The organism is Canicola haemoglobinophilus (assembly GCF_002015075.1).
Classification (GTDB): Bacteria; Pseudomonadota; Gammaproteobacteria; order Enterobacterales; family Pasteurellaceae; genus Canicola; species Canicola haemoglobinophilus.
The window spans coordinates 1-19,837 of record NZ_MUXZ01000042.1 but is presented as its reverse complement, the minus strand read 5'-3'; the positions used below and the strand labels follow the sequence as shown (position 1 = coordinate 19,837).

At 35.7% G+C, this 19,837-nt stretch carries 13 protein-coding genes; 4 read left to right on the top strand and 9 right to left on the bottom strand.

Going from position 1 to position 19,837, the window contains the following annotated elements; all coding sequences use genetic code 11:
* A complete protein-coding gene (gene tamB, locus B0186_RS10185) occupies positions 1-3,525 on the bottom strand; it encodes an autotransporter assembly complex protein TamB (RefSeq protein ID WP_078219267.1) in 3,525 nt (1,174 codons plus the stop codon).
* Between the two features lie 7 nt (positions 3,526-3,532).
* Positions 3,533-5,293, bottom strand: a complete 1,761-nt coding sequence (gene tamA, locus B0186_RS10180; RefSeq protein WP_078219266.1) for an autotransporter assembly complex protein TamA — start codon at positions 5,291-5,293, stop codon at positions 3,533-3,535.
* Positions 5,294-5,619: 326 nt separating this feature from the next.
* On the opposite strand from tamA, the gene B0186_RS10175 reads away from it, so the two are divergent.
* Positions 5,620-7,293 (top strand): solute:sodium symporter family transporter, encoded by a 1,674-nt coding sequence (locus B0186_RS10175; protein WP_078219265.1) that lies wholly within the window; start codon positions 5,620-5,622, stop codon positions 7,291-7,293.
* 500 nt (positions 7,294-7,793) lie between these two features.
* Here the strand turns inward: B0186_RS10175 and asnA are convergent, their stop codons facing one another.
* Complete coding sequence (gene asnA / locus B0186_RS10170; protein WP_078219264.1) at positions 7,794-8,786, bottom strand: aspartate--ammonia ligase; 993 nt, start codon at positions 8,784-8,786, stop codon at positions 7,794-7,796.
* A 189-nt stretch (positions 8,787-8,975) separates the two neighbouring features.
* Here asnA and asnC point away from each other — a divergent pair, with 189 nt between their 5' ends.
* Positions 8,976-9,428 (top strand): transcriptional regulator AsnC, encoded by a 453-nt coding sequence (asnC, locus tag B0186_RS10165; RefSeq protein ID WP_078219263.1) that lies wholly within the window; start codon positions 8,976-8,978, stop codon positions 9,426-9,428.
* 47 nt (positions 9,429-9,475) lie between these two features.
* Here the strand turns inward: asnC and B0186_RS10160 are convergent, their stop codons facing one another.
* From B0186_RS10160 to B0186_RS10135, 6 genes are all read right to left on the bottom strand, one after another.
* Positions 9,476-10,651 carry a XylR family transcriptional regulator gene (locus B0186_RS10160; RefSeq protein WP_078219262.1) on the bottom strand — a complete coding sequence of 392 codons (1,176 nt, stop codon included), beginning with the start codon at positions 10,649-10,651 and terminating at the stop codon, positions 9,476-9,478.
* Between the two features lie 120 nt (positions 10,652-10,771).
* Positions 10,772-11,899: a sugar ABC transporter permease gene (locus tag B0186_RS10155; protein ID WP_078219261.1), complete on the bottom strand. Its 1,128-nt coding sequence runs from the start codon at positions 11,897-11,899 to the stop codon at positions 10,772-10,774.
* Positions 11,900-11,902: 3 nt separating this feature from the next.
* Complete coding sequence (gene xylG, locus B0186_RS10150; RefSeq protein ID WP_078219260.1) at positions 11,903-13,417, bottom strand: D-xylose ABC transporter ATP-binding protein; 1,515 nt, start codon at positions 13,415-13,417, stop codon at positions 11,903-11,905.
* 61 nt (positions 13,418-13,478) lie between these two features.
* A complete protein-coding gene (gene xylF, locus B0186_RS10145) occupies positions 13,479-14,477 on the bottom strand; it encodes a D-xylose ABC transporter substrate-binding protein (protein WP_078219259.1) in 999 nt (332 codons plus the stop codon).
* Between the two features lie 253 nt (positions 14,478-14,730).
* Entirely contained in the window at positions 14,731-16,134 is a 1,404-nt protein-coding gene (nhaC, locus tag B0186_RS10140) for a Na+/H+ antiporter NhaC (protein ID WP_078219258.1), read from the bottom strand.
* Positions 16,127-17,317, bottom strand: a complete 1,191-nt coding sequence (locus B0186_RS10135) for a MalY/PatB family protein (protein ID WP_078219257.1) — start codon at positions 17,315-17,317, stop codon at positions 16,127-16,129. The genes nhaC and B0186_RS10135 overlap by 8 nt, the downstream gene beginning before the upstream one ends.
* Before the next feature lie 221 nt (positions 17,318-17,538).
* Between B0186_RS10135 and xylA the strand changes: the two genes are divergently transcribed.
* Together xylA and xylB are read left to right on the top strand one after the other, a co-directional pair.
* Positions 17,539-18,855 (top strand): xylose isomerase, encoded by a 1,317-nt coding sequence (gene xylA / locus B0186_RS10130; RefSeq protein WP_078219292.1) that lies wholly within the window; start codon positions 17,539-17,541, stop codon positions 18,853-18,855.
* A gap of 66 nt (positions 18,856-18,921) precedes the next feature.
* Positions 18,922-19,837 (top strand): xylulokinase (xylB, locus tag B0186_RS10125; protein WP_078219256.1); only part of this gene is annotated, 916 nt, incomplete at its 3' end.

The window sequence follows — 19,837 nt, the reverse complement described above, 5'->3', positions numbered from 1 at the left end:
TTAAAATTCAAATTGATAAAGTAAATCAACCGCTTGGTTTACACCAGAAACGGATTGTAAATAAAGTTTAGGTAATAAACGATAACGCAAAGTAAATTCGGCTAATCCATCAAATAAGCCGACACCATATTTTACTTGTAATCTAGGTGTGATATTGCCACTGACGACTACTTTTGAGCCATCGCCAACCCCAGAAGTCCCTAAGTTCAGGTCTTGAATACCAAATGCTTCGCCAATGCCACCGACTAATTTACCACTTTTAGCTAATCCCATACCTAATAAAGCAGCCCCAATAGATCCACCAGAACCGGCTTCTCCGCTATTTTCTAAAGAACGTCCAGTAAGTAAATAAGATAAGGCTTGATCTTGTGAAGTACTTGGTTCAGAGAATACGGTTACTTCTGGGCTGTCAGCAATACCGACCACTTTAACGCCAGCGGTCACATTGGCATTTTCCATCGCTGTTGGATTACGAATAGCCTCTATATTTAACATTGGTTGAGAGGGTAGACCAGAAAAACTAATAATTCCTTTGCGAATTAATAAGTCTTGCCCAAAAGATTCGTAGCGACCATTTTTTAAATTAATTTGTCCAAATAAGCCGAGTTTACCTTTCTCCTGTTGTACGGATAATAAGCCATTTAACTCCGTTTTTAATCCGTAAGCATTCAAATGAACATCATCACCAATTTTGATTTTTAAATCAGAACGAATTTGCATACCACTTTTGGTTGTAGCTGCAATTTCTGCTTTACTTAATTTGATTTCTTTGGTTTTGTTTGGTCCATCTAAAATAACTTCATCTTCACTCAAGGCTACCGCACTTTCTGGCAAGCTCTCAATTTCAATTCTTGCCCAAGGAATATCAATATTGCCACTTAAATCTAAAAGTTTAGGTGTGACATTGATTTCAATATTTGGCGACAATTGTAGTTTCGCAATAGAAGGAATATTGACTTTAAATTTATCTGCATTAATACGTAACCCTGCTTGCCAGCTGTTAAGGTTGCGCCAATCTGCTTGTCCCTCAATATTTAAACGGCTGTCGTTAGTTTGAATATCGCCTTTTAGGGTTGAACGGTTGCCGTAAAAGTTAAGTGCAATTGCGCCATTTGTGATGTCAAAAGGCATGGATTTCATTTTGGTTTTAATTTGATGAACTGTGAAATCACCATTCAAAAGAGGGGTGTTTAAATCTCCTGCGAAACTTAAATTTGCATTTATATCACCATCGACTTTTTCTCCACTAGATAATAGTTGGTTAGCAATATTTAAATTCATCCCGTTGATTTTTAAATTACCATTCAGTTTTTTCTGGTTAGTTAAGTCCACTAATTTTAGCTCTGTATTAACTTGTCCTTGATTTTGAATATTGATATTGGCATTCAAGGTCAAATTATTGTTCTGTAACTCTGTGTTGAGATTTAATGTGGGGATTGTCAGTTTGAAGGTACGATAATCTAGTTTTTGTGCAATAGTTAGATTATTGCCTTTAACTTGCAACGTCATATAAGGCGCTTTATCCGTAAACCATGCGAATTTTCCTTGGCTAGATAATTGTCCTTTAAAAGTATCCTGCTTAATCAGCTTATTAACTAAATCTAAGTTAATGGTTTTAAACTCAAATGGAATTTCTCCTGTTTTTCCCACACTAAATTTTTGCGGGAAACACAGATGAATATCTGGTGCTTTCCAGCAATGCGCTGAAACTTGTGCGAGGGTATTTTTATTATCATAGGATAACTGAATATTTTCACTATTAGTTAAAGCGCCAATTAAAGACTGTATATTTACTTGGCTTAAAATCCCTTGCCATTGTTGCGAAGTGCGGTCAAATTTTCCAGTTAAATTCAACTTAGCTGAAACAGGCTCACCTTGAGCGGTCAAGGTTAAGTTATGTTGTTGTTCAGTACCTTTAACTTGCAACTTCGTATTGTTCAATTTGATTTCGTTGAAGTTAAAACCATTCAAATCAAGATCTACTTGCCCTTGTAACATATCTTCAAGGCTAATGTCTGTGAGCAAATCAATTTTGTTAATACGCATATTGTTGAACTGAACATTATTACCTTTTAGGTCAATATGACTTTTTAGCTTGAGTTTGTCTTGCCAGTTCAGATGAGCATTGGCATTTGCTTGCATATTTAGGGCATTCAGTTTGAGTTTTTGTAGAGTCAATTGGGTTAATTCGCCTTCTAACACTAACGCTACTTGTGTTTTTGGCATGCCCATGCCACTCACATTTCCTTGTAATGAGGCTTGATAATTGAGCAAATCTCCTTGTGCAGCAAAATAAATATCTTGGATTTTGAAAGGATCTGCTGATTTCTTCTCGAAAGGATATTGTCCACCTGTTATGTTTAAATCAATGTTAAAAGGCATTTGTGGTGTGGAAAGTTGAGCGCTAGCTTGTAATGTGGCATTGATAGCACCTTGCGTTTGCAATGAAAGTGCGGTCTGTTTTTTAAGACTTCCAGTTAACATTAGCTTGATATCACTTTGCGGTAAAAGTAATTTTCCTTCATGTTTGAGATCTTTAAGTTTTGCCTGAAGTTGTAACTCAAGTGGAAATTCTTGTTTAAGTTGTACTTTTCCCTCGCCTTGTAATTGACCTAAATTACTCTCCAATTGAAATTTTTGTAGTTGAAGATGGTCGTCAGCGCTATCTGCTTGCAACGAGATATTAGCAATTTCAATTTGGCGTAAATCGCTTTGTTGCTGATGAGGAGTTCCAATTTGTTGATAAAGCCAATTTTTGCCTTGGATGTTTTGAATATGCAGATCAAATGGCAATTCAATTTCGGGTAAATCCGCCAATAAGGGCTTTTTTAGTGTTTCTGTCAGTTTTTTCCAATTAAGTGGTTTATTTGCAGTTGTTGCATCGTTTTTTTCTACGACTTTATTCTCCATGTATTGGTAAGTGATAGCTAAGCCGTTAATTTCTGTCGGCAATAAGGTTAAACCTTGCTCATTATTGAGAGTAAGTGCGGTCTGAAATTTTTCTAATTGAACCTGCTGTTGGTCTATTGTGAGATCTAACTGATTGACTTCAATATTGTTAACTTCAATTTCAATTGGCAAACTAATTTTCTGCATTGGTTGCGAAGGTTTCTGTTCTGATTTGGGTAGCTGAGTGGAATCAATCTTAATTTGGGGCTGGTTTAAAGTAAGATCTTTTAAACACACTTTAGCATGCAATAGGCAATGTAAGTCTAATTGCAAAGTTGCTTGCGCAATATTGGTATCAATGCCTTGTGATTGAAAAGAAATTTGCTTGAGTTGTAAACCTTCTTGCAACCCACCAGTCATTTGTTCGATATGCAGATTATCCATAAATTTATCTGCTAGTTGAATAAGAAGTCGTTGCCCACTACTAGTAGCAAGCGCTGTCAATAGGAACAAAACAGGCAATAAAATGACCGCACTTATTGAGCATAAGATCCAACGCCATGTTTTATTTTTTTTCTTCGCTGGTGGCACTTCTTGTTGCTCCGTAGCTGTATTTTCATGTGATGATTGTGTCATTTTACACCTATAATTCTGAACCTAACCCAATATAGAATTGAATGTTTTTGCTATTGTCTTTATCTCGAATTGGCGTAGCTATATCTAATTTAATGGCACCAACAGGCGATGCCCAACGCACGCCGAAACCTGCGCCATAATGTAATTCTTTGGTGCTAAATTGATTTGCTGCTAGACCTGTGTCAGTAAAAGTTGCTAGCCACCAATCTTCAGCTACTTGATATTGGTATTCAGCATTCACTGTTAATAAACGTGATGCACCTAATAATTTACCATTTGCTGATTTTGGGGAAATTTTCTTATAGCCATATCCACGCACACTGCGATCACCTCCAGCAAAGAAACGAAGTGCGGGCGGTATTTTATTAATATCTTTGGTATGTAACCAACCTATTTCACCACGCACTAAGAAACGATGATTATCTTCAAAGGTTCTAATCCAAGCTGTTGAAGCTTGCACCTTGAAGAAATTAGTATCTGATGCCCACAGTTTGTTACCAAAATCAACTTTTATGTGTTGGGCATCTCCCCAAGTTGGAAATAATCCACCTTTTAAACGTGTTCGATTGGCTGATGCCGTTGGATAAATGAGCAAAGCCTTATCTGAAACATTTGCTTGTGTAAAAGCGTCATAGCGCACACGTAAGCCAAACGAATGTTGCCAGCCTGTCACTCTATTCCAGTAACGTAAAGCTGCAAAACTTGCCGCAGTGGTTTTCGTATCATTTGTTTCTTCGTTTTCAAAACCAGCTGATAATTCGTAATAATATCGTTGTGGATTTTTTAGCAACGGAATTTTGTAATTAGCTTCAAGGGATTGTCTTGGCGCTGAGATGTATAAATTACTGTTGAAACTATGTCCTCTGCTATTAATCCAAGGTTTTGTCCAACTGAGTTGGAAACGTGCGCCCACATCGGAAGAGTAGCCAACCCCTACATCAATCGCATTTTTTTTACGTGGATAAAGTAAAACATTGACATCAACTACTTTGCGCTCTTCATCAACTTTGGGTTCTAATAAAACTGAGCTAAACCAATTTGACGAGGTATAGTCATTTGTCAGAGAGGAAAGATCATTAATTAAATATTTATCGCCAGTTTTGATCGACATCATATTACGTAAGTAGTCTTCACGAATTTGGCTATGCTCAAAATTAAATTGTCCAAATTTATATCTCACACCACTATTTAAAACGATTTTCCACCAGCCTTGATAAGTAGAAGGTTTGATTTCAAAACGGGAAACCTCAAAATCTGCATCAAAATAGCCACGAGCCAACAATTGTTTTTGCAAACGGCTTTTGTAGTTTTCATAAATAAGGTGGTTTACGTGTTCGCCTTTCTTGGCAGTTCTACGCAGTAAATCATGAAAAACCTCATCATCTTTTGCTTCGCCAAGAATGGTTACATCAGCACTTTGAATAATACTTTGTCGCCCCATATCTACATTAGCGATAAGTAGAGGTTTATTAGAGGATTTGGCGGGTTGTAAGGTAAAAGTGACAGTACTGCTGTAATAGCCGTAAGCACGCAATGCTTTATCAATGGCGGATCTCACTAATTGTTGATAACGCTCCGAGCCATCACGTTCTTCTTTATTAATCGTATCTACATAAATATTTACGTTGGCTGTTTTTTGTGCACCAGTCACGCCAACAACTTTTAAATCAACAAGATGTTCAGCAAAAGACAATGGGCTTGCTAAACATAGACAAAGAATTCCCATGTTCCATGTTGATTTTACAGAATATTTGCTTAGTAATTTCATATTGGTTCCCAGTTAAATCTTGCCTAGTTTACCTGTTAGTACTGGTGTTCTGCAATGGCAAAAGTGCGGTGATTTTATCTAAATTTTTTTCTACTGTGTTACATAGACCCTCAAATCTGAATTGGGTTTATTATCCTTACAAATAAAATTTTTTGGTTATTTTCTGATAGTTTTTAACTGAAAAGTTTGATCTCTGTAGCAAAATGAAACAAAAATATTTGAATTGATTAATTTTGAAATATATATTTCAAACAGGGTCAAAATTTGATCTTTCAATGCGTTGTTTACAACAACGATAGAAACATTCATTCATATAAGGAATTTCTATGTTAGCTCTTATCTCATTTATAGGATTTACAGCTTTTGTTGCTGTGCTTGCCTGGTGGTACACCAGAAAAGATGATCTTAGCAACTCTGAAGGCTACTATTTAGCTGGACGCTCATTAACCGCAACCTTTATTGCTGGTTCAATGTTATTAACTAACCTTTCTACTGAGCATTTAGTGGGCTTAAACGGCTTAGCTTATCGTGAAGGTTTTATCGTCATGGCATGGGAAGTTTTAGCCGCAATTACTATTGCGATGTTTGCTCTTTACTTCTTACCAAAATATTTAAAACTTGGTATTGCAACTATTCCAGAATTTTTGGAAAAACGTTTTGATAAAGGTACATTATTAATTACCTCTTTATTGTTCCTTGGTTGCTACGTCATTTCATTATTACCAATCGTGCTTTACACTGGTGCGCTTGCATTAGAAAGTCTATTTGATGTTTCTACCGTTTTCGGCATTGATAAAACTACTGCAATTTGGATCATGGTATGGGGAATTGGTATCCTCGGCTCAGTCTATGCAATTTTTGGTGGATTAAAAGCCGTTGCTGTATCTGATACCATTAATGGTGTGGGCTTATTAGTCGGTGGTATTTTAGTAACTGTGTTAGGTTTAGCTTATGTAGGTGATGGTAGTGCTTGGGATGGCTTAAAAACTGTTTACGAAGCAAACCCAGACAAATTCAATTCCATTGGCGATGATAATTCTGTTGTGCCTTTTTCAACATTGTTCACTGGAATGATTATTTCTAACCTATTCTTCTGGTGTACAAACCAATCTATTATTCAACGTGCCCTCGGGGCAAAAAGCCTAAAAGAAGGACAAAAAGGTGTTCTCTTATGTGCATTCTTAAAATTACTCGGCCCTTTACTTATTATTTTACCGGGTATCATTGCTTATCATATTTACCAAGGTAAATTAGATATTCCAGATCAAGCTTATCCAAATCTAGTTCATTTAGTTTTACCTGATACTTTAGTTGGTTTCTTTGCCGCAGTTGTTGTGGGTGCCGTATTATCAACCTTTAACAGTGCTTTAAACTCATCAGTGACTTTATTCTCGCGTAATGTGTACAAAACACAAATTAACCCTAATGCGAGCGATATGAAATTAGTAAGCGTAGGTAAATGGGTTGGTACAGGTTTAGCAATTATGGCAATGATTGTTGCTCCATTAGTTGCGAACGCGCCAGATGGTTTATTCTTCTTAATCCAAGAATTACAAGGTATTTTCAATGCTCCGATTTTAAGTGTTGTAGTGGTGGGATTATTAACCAAACGTGTACCAGCAGTGGCAGCTAAATTCGGTTTAGTCTTTGGTATGGCGGCTTATATCCTATGTAAATTTGTGATTAAAGTTGACATTCATTTCTTCCACTTAATCACCATTTTATTTGTCGTTAACGTAGCTGTAATGTTGATTATTGGTCGTATCGTTCCAATGGAAACCCCATACAACGAAGAATATACTAAACAAGTGGATATTCAACCTTGGGCTTATGCGAAAGCGGTCTCTTTAGTTATCACATTTGTTTCAATCTCAATGTACATTTTCATGGCGAAAAATGTATTACCTGTGGTGTGGATTGGCTATTACTGTTTCGGTGCAGCAACATTGTTGTATTTTATCTACTCATTCGTGAAACAACGTAATCAACAATTCAAATAAAGTTGAAATTTACAGATAGATTTTGGCAAGGTGTTATCCTTACACCTTGCCATTTTTTTCGGTGTAATGGCTAAAATAGTTGCTAATGGCACTTTGCTGAATACCTTTTAACGAGAATTTTTAATTCTTTTCCTCTAACTGAATGTGTTTCTGTTCAACTTTCTCATGATATGGCTATAGCTACTAGATAGAAATAGCATATTTGCGCTGCTGTATTGAGTAAGCCTCACTGACTATTATCGGTAACAGGTGGAATAATATTTATATAATCTAAAATAGAGAGCATTTAATGCTGCTTTAGAGGGGGAGAATAGTTTTGGTAGCGTATGGATATTTTATTTAGAATATAAATGGCTTGAATTCTTTTCTGTATAGCAAATTAATAGCGTTAAAGCCTTGATATAAACTTTAACGCTATTTTTTCATAGTTGAGGAAATTTGGATTTTTTAATGCAAACTCATATGAATGCACTTCATCTTATTGGTACATCAATCAATAACTATAAAATATTCTCAAATTGTTCCATGACAAATTTTGGCCAAACACTTGATTGAACTTCACCAATATGTTTTTTCTGTAACAGCAACATGACTAAGCGAGATTGTCCGATACCACCACCAATAGAAAGTGGTAAACGTCCATTGACAAGATCTTGGTGCCAGTCAAATTGCAAACGATTTTCATCGCCAGTTAATGCTAGCTGTTTACGCAATGCAGTTTCATCTACACGGATACCCATTGAAGATAGTTCAAATGCACGTTCTAACACAGGGTTCCACACAAGAATATCGCCATTCAAGCCAAAATATTCGCCTTCAGACGGAGTTGTCCAGTCATCATAATCAGGTGCTCGCATATCATGTGGTTTGCCATCGGATAATTTGCCACCGATACCGATTAAAAATACTGCGCCATGCTCTTTACAAATTGCATTTTCACGCTCTTTATCATTCATTCCTGGATAACGTTGTACTAGCTCTTCGCTATGAACAAAGGTAATTTCTTTTGGTAAGAACTTACTTAAACCAAATTTTTGGCTTACAGCATCTTCAGTTTCTAAAATCGCCTGATAAATTGAGCGTACAGTTTCTTTTAAATACGCAAGGTTACGACGACCAGCAGGAATGACTTTTTCCCAGTCCCATTGATCCACATAAACAGAGTGAGTTTGATCAAGGCTATCTTCATCTGGACGTAGTGCTTTCATATGCACGAATAAACCTTCATTTTCAGAGAATTTAAAACGAGCTAATGTATGACGTTTCCATTTCGCTAGTGAATGAACTACTTCAAATTTAGCATCTGTGATCTGTTTCACATTTACTTGAACTGCTTTCTCTGCGCCTGAAAGATTATCTTGAATACCATTGCCAACTTGGCTTAGGATAGGGCCTTGAACCTCGATGATCCCTAAATGTTCGATTAATTTGTCGGTAAACGTGTTTTTAGCAAAGCTAATTTCTTGTTGTTGTAAAATAAATGACTTTTTCATGGTGTAAATCCTTATAATTAATAATATGTACTTGAATATCAAAATTCATGTTAGGTATTATCTAATAGAAAAGGCAAATAACTCAATAGGCATAATATAAAATTTTATAAACATTGAAAAAACAATAAAAATAACATAATATTTTTATATATTTTCAAATTTAAAAATCAAAAAGGAGTAAAATAAGGTATGTTAAATTTAGATCAACTAGATCAACAGATCCTACGGGTATTAATTAAAGATGCACGCACCCCTTATGCAGAAATGGCAAAAAGTTTCGGGGTCAGTCCAGGAACTATCCATGTGCGAGTAGAAAAAATGCGACAATCGGGCATTATCCAAGGCACAAAAATTCGCATTGATGAGAGAAAGCTAGGCTACGATGTATGCTGCTTTATAGGCATTATTTTAAAGAGTGCAAAAGACTATGAAAAAGTCATCAAACAATTGGAAAGTATCAACGAAGTCATTGAGGCATACTACACAACAGGTAACTATTCTATCTTTATTAAAGTAATGACTCATACTATTGCCGAACTACATTCTGTTCTTGCAACAAAAATTCAATTGATCGATGAGATCCAATCCACAGAAACTTTGATTTCCATGCAAAATCCAATTTTGCGCGATATTCGTCCTTAATCCCTGACCTCTGGAATAACTCCAGAGGTTTTTTAAGAGTAGGTGTTTTATAAAATTTGGTTATGCCACGCTCTAAATTCTCTAGGTGTTTTCCCATATTCTTTTTTAAATACTGCATAAAAATATTGCAAAGAGGGATAGCCACATATTTCAGCGATTTCTTGAGTCGAGATCTCAGTAAAACGCAACATATATTTGGCACGATTTAACTTTTCTTCATGAATAGCCTGATGAATTGTTTGATCGATTTCCTGTTTAAAACGTTGTTCTAAATTAGAACGTGATATACGTAAATGATCTAATACTTGTTCTACTTTTATCCCTTGGCAAGCTCGATGGCGAATAAAATGCATAGCTTGAATAACCAGTGGATCTTGTAAAGAGCGGTAATCTGTTGAACGTCTTTCTTCTACTTTTACAGGAGGAATTAAAAGTGGTTTATGAGAAATTATTTTGCCAGCCAATTTTTGATCAAGTAGTTTAGCTGCTTGATAGCCAATTTGCCGAGTGGCTTGAACTACAGAGGAAAGGGATATTCTAGATAAATATTGAATTAGTTCTTCGTTATCAATGCCAATGATACAAAGTTGATCCGGTACAACAATCTTTAAATGTTCACAAGCCTGTAATAAATGCCTCGCTCTTGCATCTGTGACAGCAATAATTCCTGTATGTGCAGGTAAGCTTGTTAACCATTCGCAAAGTTTAGCTTGAGATTCTACCCAATTCTGACTATTAACTTTATCTCCTAAGTAATAATAAGGTTGGTGATCATACTTTTGCATTAAATTAACAAATGCTTTTTGTCGCTCAATCGCCCAATGCTTAGGGGATTGAGTGGGGTAGCCATAAAAAGCAAATTGATTAATTCCTTTTTGTTTTAAGTGAAGAAATGCCATTTCGACCAAGGCATAATTATCGGTAGCGACATAAGGTAAGTCAGGATAATGTTGAGGATTCTGATAGGAGCCGCCAACGGCAATTATAGGAACATCAATGTTATCTAATAATTTTGCTGTTTCAATATCATCAAAATCAGCAATAATGCCATCAATGGAAAGATTTTTGATTTCTTCTTTATGGTAAGTAAAATCATCTTCCATAAAAATATCCCAAGTACTTTGGGAGGCTTGGATATATTGACCTATTCCTTCAATAACTCCTCTATCATAGACTTTATTAGCATTAAAAAGCAGTGCAACTTTGTAAGATTGTTCTGACATATTTATCTCCTTTGCTGTTAGTCAAATATAAAGTAAAACAGCAAAGTTGGCAAAACTGATCAAAAAACTACCGCACTTTAATAGATTAACTGTTAAAGTGCGGTTAGTTTTTATTAAATTTTATGCTTTCTTTTTACTTAAAGTATCTGCCCAAACTGCTAACAATAAGATTGCACCTTTTACAATGTATTGCCAGAAGGTAGGTACATCTAACATACTCATACCATTATCAAGTAAGGCTATAATAAATGCTCCGATCACTACACCATAAATGGTGCCTATCCCTCCAGCTAAACTTGCACCGCCAATAACACAGGCTGCGATAGCATCTAGTTCAGCATTTTGTCCAGCAGATGGAGCACCTGCACCTAAACGAGCACTCAAAATTAAGCCAGCAATAGCAACTAAGAAACCGTTAAGAGAAAAAATGATTAATTTTACTTTTTCAACTTTAATACCCGATAAACGAGCTGCATCAATATTACCTCCAATGGCATAAATATGGCGACCAAAGGCAGTTTTACGTGCTAAGAATGTACCAATTACTGTTAATAGAGCAAGTAATAAAACAGGGAAAGGTACTCCTCGGTAAGTATTAAGCAAATAAATTGCCCCTAGAATTAATATTGCTACTAAAGCAAATTTAAGACCCTGTTGACTAAAGGGCATTACCTCTAAATTTAATGACTGGCGAGCTTTACGCTGATAGCTTGCCCAAGCAATGAAACAACATATAGCTATTGAACCTAGAATCATACCTAAACTATCTGCTAAATAGCCTTGTCCAATAGCAATCATTTCAGAGCTAATAGGAGAAACAGTAGTTCCGTTAGTTAACCCAATCAAAACACCCCTGAACGCTAGCATACCTGCTAAAGTCACAATAAAAGATGGCACTTTACGATAAGCAACCCACCAACCATTAAATGCACCTAGCATGAGACCTAGTGCTAAGGTTACCAAGATGGTTAAAGATAGTGGCCAGCCCCACCAAACATTAGTAATTGCTGCAAAGCCACCAAGTAGCCCCATTAATGAACCAACGGAAAGATCAATTTCAGCAGAAATAATGATAAATACCATTCCAATAGCGAGGATGCCAGTAATAGAGGTTTGACGTAGCAAATTAGAAATATTCCTTGCACTTAAATATGCTCCATCCGTAGCAAATGAGAAAAAACTCATGATTACTACAATGGCGATTAACATTATATAAACCTGTAAATTAATGGATTTTAATTTGTTCATTTTTTACTCCTTAAGGGCTGCTTCCATGACTTGTTCTTGAGTTAAATTCTGATTAATTAAATCAGCTTTGATTTGCCCTTGATGCATAACTAAAACTCGATCACTAATACCTAATACTTCTGGTAGTTCAGAAGAGATAATGATAATTGCCATCCCTTGTTGTGCAAGCTGATTGATCAATTTATAGATTTCATATTTTGCTCCTACATCAATCCCTCTGGTTGGCTCATCTAAAATAAGGATTTTCGGATTTAATAATAAGCATTTAGCTAGAATAGCTTTTTGCTGATTCCCACCACTTAAGCGTCCAATAGCTAATTCTGCAGAAGATGTTTTAACTGTTAATTTAGCAATAGATTGATTAATAATGGTTTGTTCAAGAGGCTCATTTATAATTTTTGATCCAAAACAAAATTGAGGTAAAGCAGCAAGAGTGATATTTTTCCCAACGCCCATAATAGGTACAATGCCATGTTTTTTACGATCTTCTGGCACCATGACAATATGATGTGAAATGGCTTCGGCACAATTCCTAATTTGAACAGCTTGGTTATCAATAAAAATATCACCTTGATATTTCCCTTCATAACTACCGAATAGACATTGCACCATTTCTGTACGCCCTGAGCCAACAAGTCCAGCAACGCCTAAAATTTCGCCTCTATGTACAGTAAAATTGGCATTATCGACACGTTTAATGTGAGTATTTGTAGGATGCCAAGCGGTGAGGTTTTCAACCCTTAGGATTTCATCACCGATATCATGGGGTTCATGGGGATAAAGAGAAGTAATTTCACGTCCAACCATCATGGTAATAATATCGTCTTCACTCATACCTTTGGCTGGACGAGTTCCAATATGTTCACCATCACGGATAACACAAATATTGTCAGAAATAGCTTTAACTTCATTTAATTTATGTGAAATATAGACACAAGCAATATTATGGGACTGTAAGTCTTTGATTAAATTTAGCAAAAGTGTGGTCTCTTTTTCTGTTAAAGAGGCTGTAGGTTCATCTAGAATTAATAATCGAACTTGTTTATTTAGTGCTTTGGCTATCTCAACTAATTGTTGTTGCCCTAAACCAAGTTCACCGACTTTAGTATGAGGATCCACATCTAATTGAACTTGCTGTAATAATGTTTGGCATCGTAGATACATCTCATTGTCATCAGCTATACCAAATTGGCTTATCTCATTACCTAAAAACATATTTTCTAAAATCGACATATTTTTAACTAACGTAAGTTCTTGATGAATAATTGAAATGCCTTTTTGCTCAGTATCTTTAATATTATGTGCAACTAATTTTTCACCACTAAAATAGATCTCTCCTTCATAATCGCCAAATGGATAAATGCCACATAATACCTTCATTAAAGTGGATTTACCGGAGCCATTTTCTCCACATAAAGAAAGAACTTCGCCCATATCTAGCGAAATCGAAATATTATTTAATGCACAGACATCACCAAATTTCTTAGTGATATTTTTCATTTCTAATAATTTCGCCATAATGTATTCCTTTTGAAAATGGCTGAAATTGCTTTCAGCCATTAAATTGATTTAACCTAGATTATTTATAAATAGCCTGTTTGCTATGGAAACCATCTTTAATTACCGTTTGTTCAATATTGTCTTTAGTAACAATAACGGGTTCTAATAAATATGCAGGCACATCTTTTTGACCATTATTTAATACAGCATTAGAACTGATTTTTTCTTGTTTACCTAAATCAACTGCTATTTCTGCTGCTTTATTCGCTAAAGTGGTGATTGGTTTATAAACCGTCATTGTTTGTGAACCATCTACAATACGTTTAATTGCTGCTAAATCGGCATCTTGTCCTGAAATAGCGACTTTACCTGCTAATCCTTGAGCACTTAAAGCTTGAATAGCGCCACCAGCAGTCGCATCATTTGATGCGACAACTGCATCAATATTATTTTTATTTGCTGTCAGTGCATTTTCCATAATTTGCAACGCTTTTTCCGCCAACCACGAGTCAACCCATTGATCGCCTACAACCTTAATTTTTCCGCTATCAATATGTGGTTGTAACACTTTCATTTGTCCTTTGCGGAATAATTTGGCGTTATTATCTACTGGAGATCCACCCATTAAGAAATAATTACCTTCAGGTTTCTTCTCAAGAATACTTTGTGCCTGTAACTCTCCCACTTTTTCGTTATCAAAAGAAACATAGAAGTCAATGTCTGCATTGTTAATTAAGCGGTCATAAGCTAGTACTTTTACCCCTTCTTTTTTAGCTTCAGAAATAACATTACCTAAAACTTCACCGTTAAAAGGTATGATAACTAGCACATCAATATCTTTATTAAGCATATTTTCAATTTGTGAAATCTGTGAACTCGCATCACCATTGGCTGATTGAACAAAAACTTTTGCACCTAATTCTTCGGCTTTTTTTACGAAAATATCACGATCTTTTTGCCAGCGTTCTAAACGAAGATCATCAATAGACATTCCTATTCTCAAATCTTTTGCAACCGCAGTTTGACCGAAAATCACAAGTGCGGTGGTTATTGCTAATAAAGTGGATTTAAATTTCATATATCACCTCAAGTAGTTGAAAAAAGATTTTGAGTAATCTGTGATTAGCTCTTGGTTAGTTTGAGCAGATTGCAAATGGAATTCAATTATCAGATTTCATAATGCTATTACGTTTTTTGTTTTTTGTGACCTAGCACACAATAAGCAATACTTTCATCATCAAATGACATAACGCAATGTAACTATTGAAAAAATAAAAAAATCACCGCACTTTAAATCGAACAGTGATTTTTATCGTCTAAAAATGAGTCAATTATTTTAATTTCGCAATTCCAAATCCTGTCATACCCCATAAAATTGCAAATACAATACCGCTCCAACATAAAATAGCCCAAGGTAAGTAAGAGAGCGTTGATACTCCAAGCGTTCCTGCCATATAAGCACCAGCGGCAGTCCAAGGTAAGATTGGTTCGATTATTGTGGCAGCATCTTCAACGGTTCGACTGAGGTTTTTAGGGTGTAATCCACGTTCAATATAAGCATCTTTTAACATTTCACCTGGAATTAAGATGGAAATTTGACCATTACAAGTCACACCAATCATAGTTAATCCACAAAGAATGGTTGTGAAAATCAGCGAAACTGTAGATTTTACAAGTTTAAGTAGATGTTTAATGATCACATCTAATGCACCGCTCAGAGACAAGATTCCTGCAAAAGATAATGCACAGAAACAAATGAGCAAGGTTCCCATCATTGAGTTCATTCCGCCTCTGTTTAAAAGTCTAGCTAAGTCTGCACTAACTGATAGATCATTATTGATCATTGAAATATTAAATCCATTGACTGCACTATTTATTACATCATGTAATGAAAAACCTTGTACAAAAATTGCATTTAATATCGCAACAGAAGCTGAAAGCAACATTACAGGAATTGTCGGTTTTTTAGTAATAGATCCCCACAAAATAATAACGATAGGTATAAGCAATAAAACAACATTAAAGTGATAAATTTGTTCTAACCCCGTTAGCATCGCTAATACTTTTTCTGGGGTTGCGACATCATGGAAATTACTGCTCATACCGTAAACCACATAGACAATTGCGGACAATAAAAAAGAAGGTAAGGTTGTATAAAGCAAATGTGCTATATGTTCATAAAGATCAACGCCAGTCGCCGCTGACGCAATATTCGTTGTATCAGATAAAGGAGATAATTTATCACCAAAATAAGCCCCAGCAACGACCGCACCTGCGGTGGCTGCAAGGTTAGCATCTAACCCAATTGCGACTCCCATAAACGCAACACCGATTGTACCTGCTGATCCCCAAGAAGTTCCTGTACAAACCGATACAATAGAGGTTAAGACAAGTGCGGTAATATATAAAAATTTAGGATCTATGATTTTTAATCCATAATAAATCATCATTGGGATTGTGCCACCCGCAATCCAAGTCCCTATTAACAGTCCAACAGTAATTAAAATCAATAACGCTGGCATAGTTTTAGCGATTTTATTGGCTATAGCGGATAAAATATCGCTATAGTTATAGCCTAATTTCTTTACTAAAAATCCAGCAAAAACACATGAAATTACCATTAGTGGCTCTGCTGGTAAGTCAAAGAAAGCATATCCTAACCCTAATAAGATCAACATGACCAATATAGGAGATAATGCCTGCATCAACGTAGGAATTTTTGCTTCATTATTCATGGTAAGTGTCCTCCTGTAGCAATAATATGAAACCCTGTTTTATTCGCTCCAAACTTTTTCTTAACAAAGAACGAGGCATAGCAACATTCATTCTAAAAAATGACCGCCCTTCGTGACCAAAATCACTTCCCCAAGACACTTCAATATTAGATAAATGAATAAACCAATATTTCAGCTTCTCTTCAGTAATTTGTAACTGACTATAATTAACCCAAATAAGATAAGTTCCCGCACTATTTATAACTTCTAACTGAGGTATTTCCTGTGCAAAAAAATTTTTTACAATTAATTTATTTTGAAAAATATAGTTTCTTAATTCGCCTACCCAATCGTCACAATATTGATAAGCTACTTGAATTGCAGGAATAGAAAAGAAATTTGGGTTATGCATACCTAAAGCTTGCATACAACCTTGAAAATTTTGCCTAATTTTTCTATCACAAATAAGTAAATTAGAAATTTCAAGCCCTGGTATATTGAACGTTTTCGCTGGTGATGTGCAAATAATAGAATGCTTTTCGACATATTTGCTTATTGTTGAAATAATTATGTGTTTGTTACCTGAAAAATCGAAATCTGCATGAACGTCATCGGATAAAATGAAGACGCCATATTTTTCTGCTAAGGTAGCAATACGATACAAATCACTATGTGACCAAACAGTACCGGTTGGATTGTGCGGTGAGATTAAAATAAATGTTTTAGCGACTTGAAAACATTTTTCTAATTGCTCAAAATCAATTCTATATGAGCCTGCTTGATAGATTAATGCACAACTTTCAACTATTCGGTTATTTAATAAAATAGCATTTACAATTGGTGCATATGATGGTGTCAAAACAGCTATATGGTCTGATGGTTTGGTAAATTCTTTAATATAAATAGAGATTGCTTGAATAATTCTCGGACAAAAAACAATGTTTTCGCTAGCAATCTCATACTGATAATGTCTAAAAATATATTTGCGAACAATATCGTAATAATTATCAGGCAATATCGTATAACCATAGATCCCCATTCTGTTTTGTTGTGCTAATTTATCAATTAACATCTGAGGTGCAAGTAAATCCATATCGGCGACCGACATTGAAATCATATCTTTGCCATATTTATTTAAAATTGACCACTTAGCACTATTAGTGTTTCCTCTATCAACAAAAATATCAAAAGCATTATCACCCATATATATTCCTCAAGAGAAAATTTGTATAAATATTAGCTTGTTAAATAAATTGTTGACATTATCAAATCTGATATTTCCATTACGATTTTTATTTTTTGTGATCTAGCTCGCAATAACCAATAATCTTAATGAAAAAGTGAAATAACATAATTGAGAGAACTTTAGATTTTTATCATTATGCCCTTGATTCCTCATTTTACTCGTATCAAGGAGAATACATGATGTCTAATTATTTTGAAAAAATCGAAAAAATCCAATATGAGGGCGTAAGTTCAAACAACCCTTTTGCGTTTAAACATTACAATTCAAATGAAGTCATCCTAGGTAAAACTATGGCTGAACATTTGCGCTTAGCAGTATGTTATTGGCATACTTTTTGCTGGGCTGGTAACGACATGTTCGGTGCAGGCTCGCTAGACCGTAGCTGGCAAAAAAACAATGATTTACTAGCAGCAAAACAAAAAGCAGATATTGCTTTTGAATTTTTTAGTAAATTGGGTGTGCCTTATTATTGTTTTCACGATATAGATGTCGCTCCTGAAGGAAATTCCTTTCAACAGTATTTGACTAACTTCAATACTATAGTTGATGTTTTACAACAGAAACAAGAAGAAACGGGCGTAAAACTCTTGTGGGGTACAGCTAATTGTTTCACAAATCCACGTTATATGTCTGGTGCAGCAACAAATCCAAATCCTGAAGTTTTTGCTTGGGCAGCGGCTCAAGTTTCCACTGCAATGAATGCAACCAAACGCCTAAATGGTGAAAACTATGTATTATGGGGTGGACGTGAAGGCTATGAAACATTGTTAAATACAGATTTAAAACGAGAGCGTGAACAAATAGGACGTTTTATGCAAATGGTTGTAGAACATAAGCATAAAATTGGTTTCAAAGGTACTTTATTAATTGAACCTAAACCACAGGAGCCAACAAAACACCAATATGATTACGATGTTGCTACTGTTTATGGTTTCCTAAAACAATTTGGTTTAGAAAAAGAAATCAAGGTCAATATTGAAGCAAACCATGCAACTCTAGCTGGTCATACTTTCCAACACGAAGTTGCTACTGCGGTTGCTTTGGATGTCTTTGGCTCCATTGATGCAAATCGTGGCGATCCTCAATTAGGCTGGGATACAGACCAATTCCCAAATAGTGTAGAAGAAAATACGCTAGTAATATATGAAATCTTAAAAGGTGGTGGATTTACCACTGGTGGATTTAACTTTGATGCGAAAATTCGTCGCCAAAGTACAGATCCTTATGACCTATTCCATGCTCATATTGGTGCAATGGATGTGTTAGCTCTATCTCTTAAACGAGCGGCTAAAATGTTAGAACAACAAGTATTACAAAATATGCTTGAACAACGTTATGCAGGTTGGAATTCATCATTAGGACAACAAATTCTTACTGGAAGCAGTTCGTTGGAACAGTTAGCTCATTTGGTGGAAAGCCAACAGATCAATCCTAAGCCAGTTTCTGGGCAACAGGAATATTTAGAGAATTTAGTAAATCAATATATTTTTAATTAGCGATAACAAAGTGCGGTATAATTTTTTGCAATTTTATACCGCACTTTTTATATGGTAGGGGGCAGAATGTATATTGGCATAGACTGTGGTACACAGGGAACAAAGGCTATTGTGGTAGATAGTCGTAAGAAGCAAGTGATCGGCGTGGGTTATGCGGCTCATGAGATGATCGAAAATACTCAAGGTCGTAGAGAACAAAAGCTAGAATGGTGGACGCAAGCTTTGGTTAATGCTTGCCAGCAAGCAATAAAACAAGCTCAAATTGAACCGCACTTGATTAAAGGAATTGGCGTTTCTGGTCAGCAACATGGGTTAGTGGTGTTAGATGAACATGACCAGCCTTTATATCCAGCTAAACTTTGGTGTGATACGGAAACAGCAGTTGAAAATGAACAATTTATTGAAGCTCTAGGTGGTCAACAAGCGGCATTTGAACAGTTAGGTATTATGGTACAAACAGGTTATACCGCATCAAAACTAGCTTGGTTACGTAAACATTTTCCACAAAAATACCAATCTATCGCTAAAATTATGCTGCCCCATGATTACCTAAATTATTGGCTGACAGGACAATTTTGTATGGAATATGGCGATGCTTCAGGTACGGGATTTTTTGATATACATAACCGCACTTGGCATCAACAAGCCTTTTCCAAACTTGCTCCTGAATTAGATATACAAAAAGTATTACCGCCTTTATTGAGTGCGGAACAGAAAATAGGCACGCTTAGGGCTGAAGTGGCTCAGTTACTTGGGTTGTCTGAGCAAGTAGTGGTTTCTACTGGCGGTGGCGACAATATGATGGGAGCTATTGGTACTGGCAATATTAAGCAGGGAATTGCCACCATGAGCCTTGGCACGTCTGGCACGTTATATGCTTATACAGATAAACCTCTAGCTAATTTACCTATGGAAATTGCGAATTTTTGTTCAAGTAGCGGCGGTTGGTTACCCTTAGTTTGTGTAATGAATATGACATCTG

What these genes read in the sequence shown, in the direction of transcription:
- tamB (WP_078219267.1), bottom strand. Translation starts at nt 3,525, where the DNA reads ATGACACAATCATCACATGAAAATACAGCTACGGAGCAACAAGAAGTG.
- xylA (WP_078219292.1), top strand. Translation starts at nt 17,539, where the DNA reads ATGTCTAATTATTTTGAAAAAATCGAAAAAATCCAATATGAGGGCGTA.
- xylG (WP_078219260.1), bottom strand. Translation starts at nt 13,417, where the DNA reads ATGGCGAAATTATTAGAAATGAAAAATATCACTAAGAAATTTGGTGAT.
- tamA (WP_078219266.1), bottom strand. Translation starts at nt 5,293, where the DNA reads ATGAAATTACTAAGCAAATATTCTGTAAAATCAACATGGAACATGGGA.
- nhaC (WP_078219258.1), bottom strand. Translation starts at nt 16,134, where the DNA reads ATGAATAATGAAGCAAAAATTCCTACGTTGATGCAGGCATTATCTCCT.
- asnA (WP_078219264.1), bottom strand. Translation starts at nt 8,786, where the DNA reads ATGAAAAAGTCATTTATTTTACAACAACAAGAAATTAGCTTTGCTAAA.
- B0186_RS10160 (WP_078219262.1), bottom strand. Translation starts at nt 10,651, where the DNA reads ATGTCAGAACAATCTTACAAAGTTGCACTGCTTTTTAATGCTAATAAA.
- B0186_RS10175 (WP_078219265.1), top strand. Translation starts at nt 5,620, where the DNA reads ATGTTAGCTCTTATCTCATTTATAGGATTTACAGCTTTTGTTGCTGTG.
- B0186_RS10135 (WP_078219257.1), bottom strand. Translation starts at nt 17,317, where the DNA reads ATGGGTGATAATGCTTTTGATATTTTTGTTGATAGAGGAAACACTAAT.
- xylF (WP_078219259.1), bottom strand. Translation starts at nt 14,477, where the DNA reads ATGAAATTTAAATCCACTTTATTAGCAATAACCACCGCACTTGTGATT.
- asnC (WP_078219263.1), top strand. Translation starts at nt 8,976, where the DNA reads ATGTTAAATTTAGATCAACTAGATCAACAGATCCTACGGGTATTAATT.
- B0186_RS10155 (WP_078219261.1), bottom strand. Translation starts at nt 11,899, where the DNA reads ATGAACAAATTAAAATCCATTAATTTACAGGTTTATATAATGTTAATC.